Raw genomic sequence first — 12,704 nt, forward strand, 5'->3', positions numbered from 1 at the left:
CAACTCCGTCAGTTCGGTTTGCCGTAAATCAGCGAGTCCGGGTGGCGCTCCAGCGTGTCGCTCAACTGGCGTATCGAGCGTGCCGCGTCGCGCAGTGCCGCGAGCGACTGCTGCAGCGTCGAATCGCTCCCGGTGGTATCGGCGACGTTCATGGCCGCATTCCGCGTTTCATCGAGCACGACCGTGGCCTTGACCAAGGCCTGTTCGGCTGCCGCGAGTACGGGTTTCGACTCGCCACGCAGATCGGTCATCAGCCCGCCCGCGGCTTTGACGGCGGCATTCGCCTCCTTGACCGTATGGCCGACGTCCTTGATCAGCGGCGGCAATTGCCGGTTCAGATCGGCCAGCAGCTTCTCCGATTCGAGCAGCGTGCGCGCCAGTGCCTCCCGCGACTGTGTGGTTTCCCGGGACGCCAGGATGGTGCGCAGGTCGGTCAGCGTCGCATTGAGATTCTGCACCATCGTATCGATAGGCAAGTCCTTGACCTTCTGCAGCGTTTGCTCCAGCGCGTTCTTGACCTCCTCGGTCGTGGTCGGGACCGACGGCACCTCGGGCAGGTCCTTGTAGTTGAGGCCCGTGAGCGTCGGCGCGGACCCGCGGTAGAAGTTGAGGTCGACATACAGCAGCCCGGTCAGCAGACTCTGGGTTTCCAGGCGCGCCCGCAAACCCGCGTCGATCAGCGCCTTGAGTCGCTGATGACGTTCCTCGTCCGAAAGGGCGGGCTGGATCGGTTGTCCGGCGGGATTGACGATCGTCCCGGGGACGATGTCGAGCACGACCGGCTTCACGAGCTTTTTGTCCTTCATGTCCATCTGCAGCACGATGTCGGCGACCGTGCCGACCTGCACGCCTTGCACCTTCACCGGAGCGCCGATGTTCAGCCCGTTCAGCGAGGAGTCGAAGTAGACGACCCACTGCAGCTTGGGCTTGAAAAACTCTCCCCCGCCGAACACGAGCAAGGCGGCGATCAGCAGGCCCAGCCCGACCAGCAAAAAGCTGCCGATGGCCATGGGGTTGACGGGTTTGCTCACGGCGTGACTCCTGCGGCAAGGGCGGTGTCGGATCCGGACAGGTTTTCGGCGCTGCCGTCGTCCCGGGTCAGAAAGCGGATGACTTTCGGGTCTTTCGATTCCGCCAGCAGTTGCTTGGGCGGGCCGGCGGCGATCGCGGTCTTGGTCTCCGGGTCGAGAAAGACCGAGTTGGTGCCAATCGCGAAGATGCTGGGTAACTCGTGGGTTACCATGACGATCGTGGCGCCGAGGCTGTCGCGGAGGCTCTGGATCAGATCGTCGAGCAGCTTCGCGCTGATCGGGTCGAGGCCCGCGGAGGGTTCGTCGAAGTAAAGGATCTCCGGGTCCAGCGCCATCGCGCGCGCGAGCCCGGCCCGCTTCTGCATGCCGCCGCTGATCTCCGACGGGTAGTAGTCCTCGAAGCCGGCGAGGCCCACCAGGGCCAGTTTGTAGGACACGATCCGGTTGATCTGAGTCCGGGACAGCGGGGTGAACTCGGCAATCGGCAGGGCGATGTTCTCGGCCAGCGTCATCGAACTCAGCAGCGCCCCGCTCTGGAACAGCACGCCGATGCGCCGCATGATCTGCTGGCGCTCTGCCGCGTTCGTCTTCCAGAGATTGCGGCTGCCATAGAGGATTTCGCCGCGGGCCGGCGGTTGCAGGCCGATCAGGTGCATCAGCAGTGTGCTTTTGCCGCAGCCGCTGCCGCCCATGATGATGAAGATGTCGCCGCGGTTGATCGTGAAATTCAGATCGCGCTGGATCAGGAAGTCGCCGTACGCCATCGTCAGCTGGTTGACGGTGATGATCGGTTCGCCCATCGTCAGATGCCCAGTCGGTCGCAAATCAGCGTGATGATCGAATCCGACACCACGATCAGCACGATGCTGGTGACGACGGCGGAGGTGGCCGCGTCCCCGACCGCGGAGGCGCTGCGCCCGCACTGCATGCCGCGCATGCAGCCCGCGAGCGCGATCAGGATGCCGAACACCGTGCATTTCGCGAGGCCCACGGCCAGATCCGTCAGATGCGCGGCTTCCTGGGTGCGGTGGAGGTATTGAGTCAGGGACACGTCGAAGAAACCGACGGTGATCATGCCGCCGCCGATGACGCCGAGCAGATTCGCGTACAGGCACAACACCGGCATGACCAGGATCAGCGCGAGCATGCGCGGCAGGACCAGGAACTCCAGCGGGGCGAAGCCCATCACGCGCAGCGCCGAGATTTCCTGGTTCACGTTCATCGTGCCGAGTTGGGCCGCGAAGGCGGCTCCGGTGCGACCGGCCATGATGATGGCGGTCATCAGCGCCCCCATTTCCCGCAGCATCCCCAGCGCCACCAGATCGGCGATGTAGATCTGGGCACCGAACAGGGCCAGCTGCACGGCACCGACGAAGGCGAGGATCAGCCCGACCAGCAGGCTGATGAGTGTCACGATGGGAACGGCCGACGGCCCGCATTCCTGGATGTTCAGCCACAGGTCGACCTTGCGGAACCGGGCCCGGCCGGCCGCCAGCGCCGCGAACGACAGCGCGGCTTCGCCGAGGAAGCGCGTGAAGGCTTTCGCATCGTCACGAATGCGCAGAGCGCTGTTCCCGAGTTCCGCCAGCCATGCCGTCCGGACCGTGCCGCGGCGCGCTCCGGCGCGCTCCGGCACGGCATACGCCAGATCCAGCAGGGCCCGAATTCCTTCGGGCAGCCGGCTGCCGTCGACCTCGATCCCCTCCTCTCGGCACCGATCGACTACGGCCAGCAGGAAGATCATCAGCACGCTGTCCCAGCGGCCCAGGTCCGCTGCGGTCAGGCGCACGCAGCGGAGGCCGGGGGGCTGGCCTAACTCGGCCAGCACTGTCTTGGGATCGGTTTGCGCCGCATTGTCGGCATCCCAGTCCCCGGACAGCGCCAGCTCCAGGTCTGTGCTGCCGGATCTCGCGATGCGCCAGCGCGGCGTCGCCGTCGTGTCCTTCATGTGACAGGCTTCACGAGGCTGAAGCAGCCGCAGGCTAATTCAGGCTTGGCGTTGCGCTCCCAGGCGGAAACTCTGCAAACATTCTCTGAACGCCTTCGCCGAGCGAGCGCTGCAATGCCGCGGGGTCGTTCGAGATGATGTCGGAGGCCGTGCCACGCCAGATGGCGTTTCGCGACTGCACGTCGTAGATGTCGATAATGAGTGTACCGACCGTGTAGGTCACGACCCGCGACGTCGTCATGACCGGTCCGCCCCAGCCCCAGCCGTGCCAGCCCGGTCCCCAGTTGTTGTGGTGGGTTTCCACACGCTGCCGGTCCTGGGTCGTCGTGCTGGCTGCCAGTACGGTCTGTGCCTGCTGCACCGGCACTTTGCGCCAACCCCTCGCGAACAGCTGCCCGTCAACAGCGGCCACGATGCGGCCGTTCAGCAGTGAGTTCCCCGAGTCCGGCAGGCGCTTCCAGGCATAGGTGTTGAACCGGGAGAAGTTCACGGCGCGGTCGTAGTCCGTTCGCACCTCGACCCGGGCGCATCCGCCAAGCAGCAGCACGAATAACAATAAATGGCGGGCATTCCAGACGTTGCGCATGGGCTTGACTCCTTCAGGTGTACGGGACGCAGGTAGATGGGGCGAAACGCTTAGATTGTCGCATCGTTTGGCAGCTTCGCGGCAACGGCCGTGACGGGGTGACAACACCTGAGTCGGTCTTTATGCTGTTTGCGCCGGGAATGTGCGTCGCTACGCAAAACTTCCGATTGCTGCGTTTCCATCCCAGACCTGCCTGCGGGCCCGTCTTGAGCCGATGTTGTATCCAATCCACTGGTTCCGTCCATGGCCCTTGACGCTCTGCTGTCTGCTGCTGCTGCAGATGCCAGCGGCCGCCGCCCCGCAGTTCCGCGAAGACTTCCAGACGTGGACGAACATCACCGCCAACGGCAGCTTCGGCCTGGTCGACCCGTCTTTCTCGCGCTTCCGCTTCTGGCTCGAGGGGCAGGGCCGCTTCGGTAATGACAGCACGACGCTGAGCCAGGGTATCTTGCGACCGGGCCTCGGGTATGCGCTGACCGACACCGCAAGTCTTTGGCTCGGCTACGCCGTGATTCCGACGATGGAACCTTTCAGCAGCGTCGACTTCAACGAAAACCGCATCTGGCAGCAACTGCTGTGGACGCCGAGTACACCCTTCGGACCTATTACGAGCCGGACCCGTTTCGAGCAGCGGTTCACGCGGGCGCCGGATGTCTCGTACCGATTCCGACAGATGGTCCGGATGGCATATCCGCTGGATTTTGCACCCGGATTCATGCTGGTCGGTTGGGAGGAACTGTTTCTGAACGTCAACTCCACCGGTGCGATTACGGCCGGGTTCGACCAGAACCGGGTGTTTGCCGGGATCGGTTACGCCATCGATGAAAATATCCGGACCGAGGTCGGTTACATGAACCAGTACATCTATCGCGACACGACCGAAGACTTGATGACCCATGTATTCTCGCTGGGACTGTTCCTGAACTACTAACGCGCGAGGCTCCGTCCGCGTTTCCTCCGACGCCGGCCGACAGAACATGCCGGCCGGGTGGATAACATGGGTTTATTTCTGGGGCTGGTGCGGCAGAGCGGACTTGTGCACGACGATGCGCAGCTTGCCGTCGGCACCGCGCTTGAAGGCGAAGAACTTGTCGACGACCGTTTCGCCGCCCTTGGCATCAGTCAGGAACACGTTCCCCATCGTGGCCGCGAAATCCCCGTCGATCAGCACGCCGGCACCGCCGCCCGAATTCGTGTAGCGGCACGCGACCCAAGGCTTCAAAGCAAACCCTGTGTCATCCGGATATTTCGGGTTCCCGCCGATGAAGTAGGCAGCGGCGCCCTCCTTGTCCAGACGGAAAGTCTGATCGCCGAAGGTCAGCGTGGGCTTGAACAGCACCATGCCGTAGTCGTAGTTGTACTGATTGGTCAGCACTGCCGTGGCAACGGTTTTGTAATCACCCCCGGCGGCATAGGTCTTGGCAATATTGACCAGCGAATCGCACCACGCCTGCTGGGCGTCGTTGACTTGCTGGACGGTGATCGGTGCGCGTGCGGCGACCGGGGCCGGTGCACTGATGGTCGGTTTGGTGACCGGTGCGCTGCAACCGGCGAGGAATGCGCTGCAAATCCCCGGAGCTATCCAGCCAATGAGACGGAGTTTATTCATAATCTTGTATTCCTTAGGGTATTTGGTTTTGCAAATCGGTCCAGTATCGGCGCGAGGATGATGCTCTTGCGGCCCGGCATGGTCAAGGGGCGGCAGTCATGCGTTCCGAAGCCCCGAGCGGGGGGCTCGTGTTCTGGCACCGCAAGGCCCCACGCCGTCGTTCCCGCCGACTCTTGCTTCTTGGTATGGGCTTCCCGCGGCGGTTAGGTATCCGTACACTCCACGCTCCCGCTTCGCAACCGGAATCCGACCATGCGCTCCAATCGAATGCTTGCGTGCATCCTGGCACTGACGGGCCTGCTCCTGCTGAACGGCTGCCAGTCCCTCGTGACCGGTCGAAGCGGTCCGGAAGCGGCTGCCGAAATCGATCGGAGCGTGGACGCGGCGCTGCAGCGTCTATACGCGACGACACCCAAGGCCAGAGAACTGGCGAAACGTGCCAGCGGCATCCTAGTGTTTCCCGGTGTCGTCAGGGCGGGATTCATCGGGGGCGCAAAATTCGGGACCGGAGCCCTGCGCGAGCGGGGCCGAACTTCGGGGTACTACAACGTCGTGGCGGGTTCGTATGGACTGCAGGCCGGCGTGCAGTCCTACGATTACGCGATGTTCTTCATGACTCCGAAAGCCTTGGACTACCTCAAGGAAAGCCAGGGCTGGGAGGTCGGCTCGGGCCCCACGCTGGTGGTGGTGGACAGCGGTGTGGCGAACGCGATGACGACGACGACCCTCAGGAGCGACGTCTATACCTTCATCTCATCCCAAAAGGGTTTGATGGCCGGCCTGGGCCTGCAAGGGTCCAAGATCACCCGCTTCGAACCCTGACATTGGCGGCTTGCGCCGCAGAGAGGCGCGGTTCGTAAGGTGTCTTCGATGCTCGCCCCGGGCCTTCCGCTGAAGCCATACATCGCAGGGCGATCCGATCTGGCCTGTTTGCTTCACGATCTCACCAACACGAATGTTGTTACCCGAAACATGCGTGTGCTAGGCTCGCTGCTCTTTTCCAAAAGCTCGCCACTTCGGGAATTATGGTGTCCTGTTTCGCTTTGCTCGAAACTGCACTTGGCAGCCGCAATTTCACGGCATGGAATGCGTCGGAATGAAAAATCCACGAGTCGCGCGGTCCCACCTCGCCAGTCATCCTGATCTGGCCTCGGCAGCCCGGTTGGCCGGCGATCATGTTCGTTGATTCGCAAGGCCGTGGCACCCTGACCGGCACCTCCCCGTCGGCAGTGGCTGCCGAAGGGTGGAACGCCGAGTTGGGGCTTTGCTTCGCTCCCGGCAACGGCAAGACCGTGATCGCCCGGCGGCGGCATGTCGGCCCCCTGGTCGTGCAACGGCCTTTTTATCCCGAGGGTCCCGTCTGTCATGTCTACCTGCTGCATCCGCCGGGTGGTGTGGTCGCCGGCGATACCTTGGGCATCGACCTCGCCGCAGCGAACGGCAGTGCGGCACTGGTGACCACGCCCGCTGCCGGCAAGTTTTACCGCAGCGCCGGTGGTGTCGCACGCCAGTCGGTTGCGCTTCGGGTGGCGAGCGGTGCGTCGCTGGAGTGGCTGCCGCAAGAGACGATCTTCTACCAAGGCGCACGTGTCAGAGCCCGCGTGGCGATCGAACTGGAGGCCGGTGCCCGCTTTCTCGGCTGGGACGTCGTAGTACTAGGGCGGCCTGCCGCGGGCGAGGGTTTCTCGGCCGGCGAAGTCGGGCTCGAATTGCGCATCACGCAAGCGGCCGAGCCCCGCTATCTCGAACGAACGCTGCTGAACCCGGAAGCCTATGCCGCCCCATGGGGCCTCGGCGGCCATTCGGCGTTCGGGACGCTGTTCGCGACACCGAGCACCGCCGCGCATCTCGAAGCCGTCCGTGAACTGATCGGCGATCAACCCGAGCGCGGCGTGACCCGAATCGGCGACCTGTTGATCTGCCGGGGGCGCGACATGAGAGCCGATCGCCTGCGAGCCTTCTTTCAGCAGGTGTGGGCTCGAGTGCGCGAGGACGTGATCGGGCACAAGGCCTGTGCACCGCGGATTTGGGCAACCTGAACGGAGGAGAAAGCATGCAACTGACACCACGCGAGAAAGACAAGCTGTTGATCTTCACAGCCGCATTGTTGGCGGAGCGGCGCAAGGCCCGTGGTCTCAAGCTCAACCATCCGGAAGCCGTGGCCTATATCTCGGCCGCCATTCTGGAAGGGGCCCGCGACGGGCGCACGGTCGCCGAGTTGATGGACTACGGCAGGACGCTGTTGACTCGGGACGATGTGATGGACGGCATCAGCGAGCTGATACCGGACGTACAGGTCGAAGCCACGTTTCCCGACGGGACCAAACTGGTCACCGTCCATGACCCGATCCAGTAGGAGGCCCCCATGATTCCCGGAGAAGTCATCACTGCGGACGGCGAGATCGAGATCAACGCCGGCTGCGAAACCATCACCCTGCTTGTCGCGAACACCGGCGACCGTCCGGTGCAGGTGGGTTCCCACTACCATTTCTTCGAAACCAACCCGGGGCTGCGCTTCGATCGCGCGCTGGCGCGCGGCTACCGGCTGGACATCCCCGCCGGTACCGCGGTGCGCTTCGAACCCGGCCAGGAAAGGGAAGTGCATCTGGTCCCATTCGCCGGGCGGCGCATCGTCTATGGCTTCCGCCAGGACGTCATGGGACCGCTGGAGGTCGCCCCATGAGCAAGATGAGCCGGCAGGCTTATGCCGACATGTTCGGACCGACGACCGGTGATCGCGTGCGCCTCGCGGACAGCGAACTGTTCATCGAGGTCGAAGCGGATCTGACGATTTACGGCGAGGAAGTGAAATTCGGCGGCGGCAAGGTGATCCGCGACGGCATGGGGCAGGGTCAGGCCGATTCGCTGACCGCCATGGACCTGGTGATCACGAACGCACTGATCGTCGACTATGGCGGCATCATCAAGGCGGATGTCGGGATCAAGAACGGCCGCATTGCCGGTATCGGCAAATCGGGCAATCCGGATGTCCAGAACGGCGTCGACATCGTCATCGGGCCCGGTACCGAGATCATCGCCGGCGAAGGCCAGATTCTGACCGCCGGCGGTATCGATACCCACATCCATTACATCTGCCCGCAGCAGATCGAGGAAGCCCTGTGTTCCGGGGTCACGACCTTCATCGGCGGCGGTACCGGACCGACGGCCGGCACCAGCGCCACGACCTGCACGCCGGGTCCGTGGCACATCCATCGCATGTTGCAGGCGCTCGATGGCTTTCCGATGAACTTCGGGATACTCGGCAAGGGGAATGCCAGCTTGCCGGCCGGACTCGAAGAACAGATTCGCGCCGGCGCGATCGGCCTGAAGCTCCACGAAGACTGGGGTACGACGCCGGCTGCCATCGATTGCTGCCTCTCGGTGGCCGATCGCTATGACGTGCAGGTTGCCATCCATACCGACACCCTGAACGAATCCGGCTTCGTCGAGGATACGTTCGCGGCGTTCAAGGGTCGGACGATCCACAGCTTCCATACGGAAGGGGCTGGCGGCGGCCATGCGCCGGACATCATCACCGCCTGCGGTTTGCCGAACGTGCTGCCGGCCTCCACCAATCCGACGCGTCCCTATACGATCAACACCGCGGACGAGCATCTGGACATGCTGATGGTGTGCCACCATCTCGATCCCTCGATTGCGGAGGACGTCGCCTTCGCCGAATCGCGCATCCGGCGTGAAACCATTGCTGCAGAAGACATTCTGCACGACCTCGGCGCCTTCTCGATCGTGTCTTCGGATTCCCAGGCCATGGGCCGCGTAGGCGAAGTGATCACCCGTACCTGGCAGGCAGCGCACAAGATGAAGGTGCAACGAGGCGCGCTGAAGGAAGACTCGGCCCGCAACGACAACTTTCGTGTCAAGCGGTATGTCGCGAAATACACGATCAATCCGGCGATCAGCCACGGAATCTCGCACGAAGTCGGTTCGATCGAGCCCGGCAAGCTGGCGGACCTGGTCCTGTGGCGACCGGCGTTCTTCGGCGTCAAGCCCAGCCTGATCATCAAGGGCGGCCTGGTCGCGGCGGCCCCGATGGGGGATATCAATGCGTCGATTCCGACCCCGCAGCCGGTGCATTACCGCCCGATGTGGGCGGCATTCGGTGGCGCGGCGACCGCCACCTCGCTGATCTTTCTGCCGGGTGCGGCGATCGATGCGGGGATACCGTCGGCATTGGCACTGCGCAAGGGAGTGGGCGTCGTGCGTGGCACGCGCACCATTGGCAAGAAGGACCTGATCCACAACAGCTATACGCCGAAAATGGAGGTCGATCCACAGACCTACGAGGTCCGCGCCGACGGCGTCTTGCTGACCTGTGATCCGGCCGACGTGCTGCCGCTGGCTCAGCGCTACTTTCTGTTCTGACCATGTTGCAGCTCAACGGGCTGGCAGAGGCCGGCGCGCCGCATGACGACACCCTGACGCTGCCCTTCGAAACACGCCGGAAGAGCCGTTTTTCCGCTGTCACCGACGGCGGCAAACCGGTGGGAGTTTTTTTGTTGATGCGCGGGCAGTGCCTGCGCTCGGGGATGGTGTTGACCGGCCAGGAGGGGATCAAGGTGCGGGTGCAGGCCGCGGAGGAACCGCTATCGGTCGTACGCTCGGACGACGCTTTGCTGATGGCGCGAGCCTGCTATCACCTGGGCAACCGGCACCTCTCGCTGCAGATCCTGGAGGGCGAGTTGCGTTACCTCGCCGATCATGTGCTGGATCACATGGTCGAGGGGCTGGGGCTGCGCGTCGAGCATCACCTGTTGCCGTTCGAGCCGGAAGCGGGCGCCTATCAAGGTCATGATCACTGATCTCGCTCTGTTGCGCTTGCTGCAACTGGTCAGTCCCGGACTGCCGATCGGCATGTACAGCTATTCCCAAGGCTTGGAGCGGGCCATCGATGATGGGTGGGTGACGAACGAGGGTGACACTGGCCGATGGATCGGCGGCATTCTCGAACGCTGCCTCTCACGCGTCGACCTGCCCATCGTTGCGCGCCTCTACGATGCCTGGGCCGCTGACGATAGCGATGCCGTAGAGCGCTGGACACGGACCCTGATCGCGCATCGTGAAACCGCCGAGTTGCGGGAGGAGGATCGGCAGACGGGCCAGGCCTTGGCGCGCTTGTCGGAATCCCTGGACCTGGCCGGATCCCCTGCCTGGTCTCGCAAACCGGAAGCCACGCTGGCGACGTTATTTGCCCTGGCCGCGGTCCGATGGGGCATCCCGAAGCGGGCAGCCGTGACGGGCTATGGATGGAGCTGGTTGGAAAATCAGGTCTTGTGCGCCGTGAAATTGGTGCCGCTCGGTCAGGTCGCGGGCCAGCGCCTGCTGCGCGATCTGGCCGCCGATCTGCCGGCCTGGGTGGAGGAATCCCTGGCACTCACGGATGAGCAGATCGGCGGGAGCGTTTTCGCGTTCGCGTTGGCCAGCAGCCGGCACGAGATGCAGTATTCCCGACTATTCCGTTCCTGACAGGATTTACGACATGCAAAAACAAGTGCTGAGGCTCGGCATCGGCGGTCCGGTCGGCTCCGGCAAGACCGCTTTGGTGGATGCGCTGTGCAAGCGCATGCGCGACCGGTTCGACATTGCCGTGGTCACGAACGATATCTACACGCGCGAGGACCAGCAGTTCCTGATCCGCAGCCAGGCGTTGCCAGAGGACCGCATCCTCGGCGTCGAGACCGGCGGTTGTCCCCACACGGCGATCCGCGAGGATGCGTCGATGAACCTGGCGGCGGTCGACGAGTTGTGCGAACGCTGGAAGGATCTGGATTTCGTGATGGTCGAGAGCGGCGGCGACAACCTCAGTGCGACCTTCAGTCCCGAACTGTCCGATCTGACGATTTACGTGATCGACGTCGCGGCCGGCGACAAAATCCCGCGCAAGGGTGGGCCGGGGATCACGCGCTCCGACTTGCTGGTGATCAACAAGATCGACCTGGCGCCTTATGTCGGTGCCTCGCTCGAAGTGATGGATCGTGATGCCCGGAAGATGCGGGGCGACCGTCCGTTCGTGTTCTCGAACCTGAAGACGGGTGAGGGACTTGCGGCGATCGAGGACTTCATCATCACGAAAGGCATGTTGCAGCCACACGGCGCGGCGTCATAACGGCCGGGCGTCACAGCGCCGCGCCTCGGATCATTGCGGAAGGGGGTGTACGCTCAATGAAACGAAGGATTCTTGGCGCCTGCTGGGTGATCGCATCGGGTGCCGTCGCAGCTCAGGACATTACCCCACGGGCGGCCGACAATGGCGCTCATGCCGCGCCCTACACTGCCGGATCAGGACTGGAATCGCACTCGCTGCCCGGTGAATGGATCGAAGATATCGATGACGCGGAATCGGACCGGCTCGGGCCCACGCCGGTCGATGACGTGAAAGTGCTGATGGACGGCTTTCGCCTGGGCAAGCTGTTCGGCGATACCGGCATCCGTTCGTTCGGCTGGATCGAAAGTGGCTACACGGGCACGACCAGCGGTGGCGGGCTATTGAACGTGCAGCCGCGACAAAATCGCTTCGGCGATGCCGTGTTGCTGAATCAGATCGGTTTCGTGCTGCAGAAGCCGCTCCGTCAGGACCAGTTCGACGTGGGCTTCAACGTCCGCTACTTCATGGGTGCCGATGCCGCGCTGGGCCAGCCCAAGGGCGGCATTGACAACCCGCCGGGAAATCCGCGCTTCGGTTACGATTTCCGCGACTTGTACGTGTCCGCGCACTTGCCGGTGCTGACCGAAGGCGGCATGGACATCAAGGTCGGCCGCATGAACACCATCATCGGCTACAACGGTTTCCTGGCGCCCTACCGTCCCTTTTATTCCAGCGATTACCAGTTCTTCTATTCGCAGGACGGGGCGTTCACCGGGATCCTGACCAATCTCCACGTGACCAGGCAACTGGATGTCTGGAACGGCATGACCTTCGGCGCCAACACCTTCTTCACGAAACGCAGTGCCAACTCGATCTGCTACATCGGGCAGGTCAATTACTGGCTGACCGAGGAGAACCGGACGCGGCTGACCGGCTCACTGTATGCCGGCGAGAACGCAATTTTCGCCGCACCCGGCATGGCCGGTGACTTCGATACCGTCGTGGAACTGCGCGTCCAGCACAACTGGAGCGAACGCTTCACGCAGGTCGTGCAATCGAACATGGGCTGGGACGCCAACACCCCGGTCGGCACCGGTTCCTGGTACGGTCTCTATACCATCGGCATCCTGCACCTCGTACCGACCCTGGATCTGCAGGCCCGCGCCGACTATTTCGCCGACATCAAGGGCACGCGGACCGGCATCGACACGCAGTACGGCGCGCTGACGCTGGGCGTCAACTGGCATCCTGTGAAGTATCTGGAGATCCGGCCCGAGATTCGCGGCGACTTCGCCGGGGAACGTGCGTTCGGCGGCGATGGCGAAGCGCGCTACCAGAACCAGTTGACCGGCGTCGTCAGCGCCCTGATCAAGTTCTGAACCGCATCGAAGAAAGGTCAGGCAACGCCCATGGCTCTCCGGAAACTT

At 63.4% G+C, this 12,704-nt stretch carries 15 protein-coding genes; 10 read left to right on the plus strand and 5 right to left on the minus strand.

What is annotated here, in order from left to right; translation table 11 throughout:
• Positions 1–8 precede the first annotated feature (8 nt).
• The 4 genes from BWR02_RS15465 to BWR02_RS15480 are packed head-to-tail and all read right to left on the minus strand — an operon-like array spanning position 9 to position 3,565.
• The gene (locus BWR02_RS15465; RefSeq protein WP_139558831.1) at positions 9–1,031 is read right to left on the minus strand and encodes an MlaD family protein; all 1,023 of its coding nucleotides are present in this window, start codon (positions 1,029–1,031) and stop codon (positions 9–11) included.
• A complete protein-coding gene (locus BWR02_RS15470) occupies positions 1,028–1,831 on the minus strand; it encodes an ABC transporter ATP-binding protein (protein WP_139558832.1) in 804 nt (267 codons plus the stop codon). Before BWR02_RS15470 ends, BWR02_RS15465 begins: the two co-directional genes overlap by 4 nt.
• Before the next feature lie 2 nt (positions 1,832–1,833).
• Complete coding sequence (locus BWR02_RS15475; RefSeq protein WP_139558833.1) at positions 1,834–2,979, minus strand: ABC transporter permease; 1,146 nt, start codon at positions 2,977–2,979, stop codon at positions 1,834–1,836.
• Between the two features lie 34 nt (positions 2,980–3,013).
• The gene (locus BWR02_RS15480; RefSeq protein WP_139558834.1) at positions 3,014–3,565 is read right to left on the minus strand and encodes a DUF4136 domain-containing protein; all 552 of its coding nucleotides are present in this window, start codon (positions 3,563–3,565) and stop codon (positions 3,014–3,016) included.
• A 214-nt stretch (positions 3,566–3,779) separates the two neighbouring features.
• Between BWR02_RS15480 and BWR02_RS15485 the strand changes: the two genes are divergently transcribed.
• Positions 3,780–4,496 (plus strand): DUF2490 domain-containing protein, encoded by a 717-nt coding sequence (locus tag BWR02_RS15485; RefSeq protein WP_139558835.1) that lies wholly within the window; start codon positions 3,780–3,782, stop codon positions 4,494–4,496.
• Positions 4,497–4,568: 72 nt separating this feature from the next.
• On the opposite strand, the gene BWR02_RS15490 is transcribed toward BWR02_RS15485, so the two are convergent.
• A complete protein-coding gene (locus tag BWR02_RS15490; protein ID WP_201276294.1) occupies positions 4,569–5,174 on the minus strand; it encodes a metal-independent carbonic anhydrase family protein in 606 nt (201 codons plus the stop codon).
• Between the two features lie 252 nt (positions 5,175–5,426).
• On the opposite strand from BWR02_RS15490, the gene BWR02_RS15495 reads away from it, so the two are divergent.
• The 9 genes from BWR02_RS15495 (at position 5,427) to BWR02_RS15535 (ending at position 12,656) form a co-directional block, all read left to right on the plus strand.
• Complete coding sequence (locus BWR02_RS15495) at positions 5,427–5,996, plus strand: lipid-binding SYLF domain-containing protein (protein WP_139558836.1); 570 nt, start codon at positions 5,427–5,429, stop codon at positions 5,994–5,996.
• Positions 5,997–6,349: 353 nt separating this feature from the next.
• Positions 6,350–7,213: an urease accessory protein UreD gene (locus BWR02_RS15500; RefSeq protein WP_139558837.1), complete on the plus strand. Its 864-nt coding sequence runs from the start codon at positions 6,350–6,352 to the stop codon at positions 7,211–7,213.
• 14 nt (positions 7,214–7,227) lie between these two features.
• Positions 7,228–7,530, plus strand: a complete 303-nt coding sequence (locus tag BWR02_RS15505; RefSeq protein ID WP_129883893.1) for an urease subunit gamma — start codon at positions 7,228–7,230, stop codon at positions 7,528–7,530.
• 9 nt (positions 7,531–7,539) lie between these two features.
• Positions 7,540–7,857 carry an urease subunit beta gene (locus tag BWR02_RS15510; RefSeq protein ID WP_129883892.1) on the plus strand — a complete coding sequence of 106 codons (318 nt, stop codon included), beginning with the start codon at positions 7,540–7,542 and terminating at the stop codon, positions 7,855–7,857.
• The gene (gene ureC / locus BWR02_RS15515; RefSeq protein ID WP_139558838.1) at positions 7,854–9,557 is read left to right on the plus strand and encodes an urease subunit alpha; all 1,704 of its coding nucleotides are present in this window, start codon (positions 7,854–7,856) and stop codon (positions 9,555–9,557) included. The genes BWR02_RS15510 and ureC overlap by 4 nt, the downstream gene beginning before the upstream one ends.
• A gap of 2 nt (positions 9,558–9,559) precedes the next feature.
• Positions 9,560–9,994: an urease accessory protein UreE gene (ureE, locus tag BWR02_RS15520; RefSeq protein WP_139558839.1), complete on the plus strand. Its 435-nt coding sequence runs from the start codon at positions 9,560–9,562 to the stop codon at positions 9,992–9,994.
• Entirely contained in the window at positions 9,984–10,658 is a 675-nt protein-coding gene (locus BWR02_RS15525) for an urease accessory protein UreF (protein ID WP_139558840.1), read from the plus strand. Before ureE ends, BWR02_RS15525 begins: the two co-directional genes overlap by 11 nt.
• 13 nt (positions 10,659–10,671) lie before the next feature.
• A complete protein-coding gene (gene ureG, locus BWR02_RS15530; protein WP_139558841.1) occupies positions 10,672–11,298 on the plus strand; it encodes an urease accessory protein UreG in 627 nt (208 codons plus the stop codon).
• Between the two features lie 56 nt (positions 11,299–11,354).
• A complete protein-coding gene (locus BWR02_RS15535) occupies positions 11,355–12,656 on the plus strand; it encodes an outer membrane beta-barrel protein (protein WP_139558842.1) in 1,302 nt (433 codons plus the stop codon).
• The last annotated feature ends 48 nt before the right edge of the window (positions 12,657–12,704 follow it).

Origin of the sequence: Methylotetracoccus oryzae, assembly GCF_006175985.1 — a bacterium.
Classification (GTDB): Bacteria; Pseudomonadota; Gammaproteobacteria; order Methylococcales; family Methylococcaceae; genus Methylotetracoccus; species Methylotetracoccus oryzae.

Excerpts from the sequence above, each read along its gene's own strand:
- BWR02_RS15485 (WP_139558835.1), top strand. The coding sequence starts at position 3,780 with ATGTTGTATCCAATCCACTGGTTCCGTCCATGGCCCTTGACGCTCTGC.
- BWR02_RS15510 (WP_129883892.1), top strand. The coding sequence starts at position 7,540 with ATGATTCCCGGAGAAGTCATCACTGCGGACGGCGAGATCGAGATCAAC.
- BWR02_RS15480 (WP_139558834.1), bottom strand. The coding sequence starts at position 3,565 with ATGCGCAACGTCTGGAATGCCCGCCATTTATTGTTATTCGTGCTGCTG.
- BWR02_RS15505 (WP_129883893.1), top strand. The coding sequence starts at position 7,228 with ATGCAACTGACACCACGCGAGAAAGACAAGCTGTTGATCTTCACAGCC.
- BWR02_RS15475 (WP_139558833.1), bottom strand. The coding sequence starts at position 2,979 with ATGAAGGACACGACGGCGACGCCGCGCTGGCGCATCGCGAGATCCGGC.
- ureG (WP_139558841.1), top strand. The coding sequence starts at position 10,672 with ATGCAAAAACAAGTGCTGAGGCTCGGCATCGGCGGTCCGGTCGGCTCC.
- BWR02_RS15535 (WP_139558842.1), top strand. The coding sequence starts at position 11,355 with ATGAAACGAAGGATTCTTGGCGCCTGCTGGGTGATCGCATCGGGTGCC.
- BWR02_RS15525 (WP_139558840.1), top strand. The coding sequence starts at position 9,984 with ATGATCACTGATCTCGCTCTGTTGCGCTTGCTGCAACTGGTCAGTCCC.
- BWR02_RS15495 (WP_139558836.1), top strand. The coding sequence starts at position 5,427 with ATGCGCTCCAATCGAATGCTTGCGTGCATCCTGGCACTGACGGGCCTG.
- ureE (WP_139558839.1), top strand. The coding sequence starts at position 9,560 with ATGTTGCAGCTCAACGGGCTGGCAGAGGCCGGCGCGCCGCATGACGAC.
- BWR02_RS15470 (WP_139558832.1), bottom strand. The coding sequence starts at position 1,831 with ATGGGCGAACCGATCATCACCGTCAACCAGCTGACGATGGCGTACGGC.
- ureC (WP_139558838.1), top strand. The coding sequence starts at position 7,854 with ATGAGCAAGATGAGCCGGCAGGCTTATGCCGACATGTTCGGACCGACG.
- BWR02_RS15500 (WP_139558837.1), top strand. The coding sequence starts at position 6,350 with ATGTTCGTTGATTCGCAAGGCCGTGGCACCCTGACCGGCACCTCCCCG.
- BWR02_RS15490 (WP_201276294.1), bottom strand. The coding sequence starts at position 5,174 with ATGAATAAACTCCGTCTCATTGGCTGGATAGCTCCGGGGATTTGCAGC.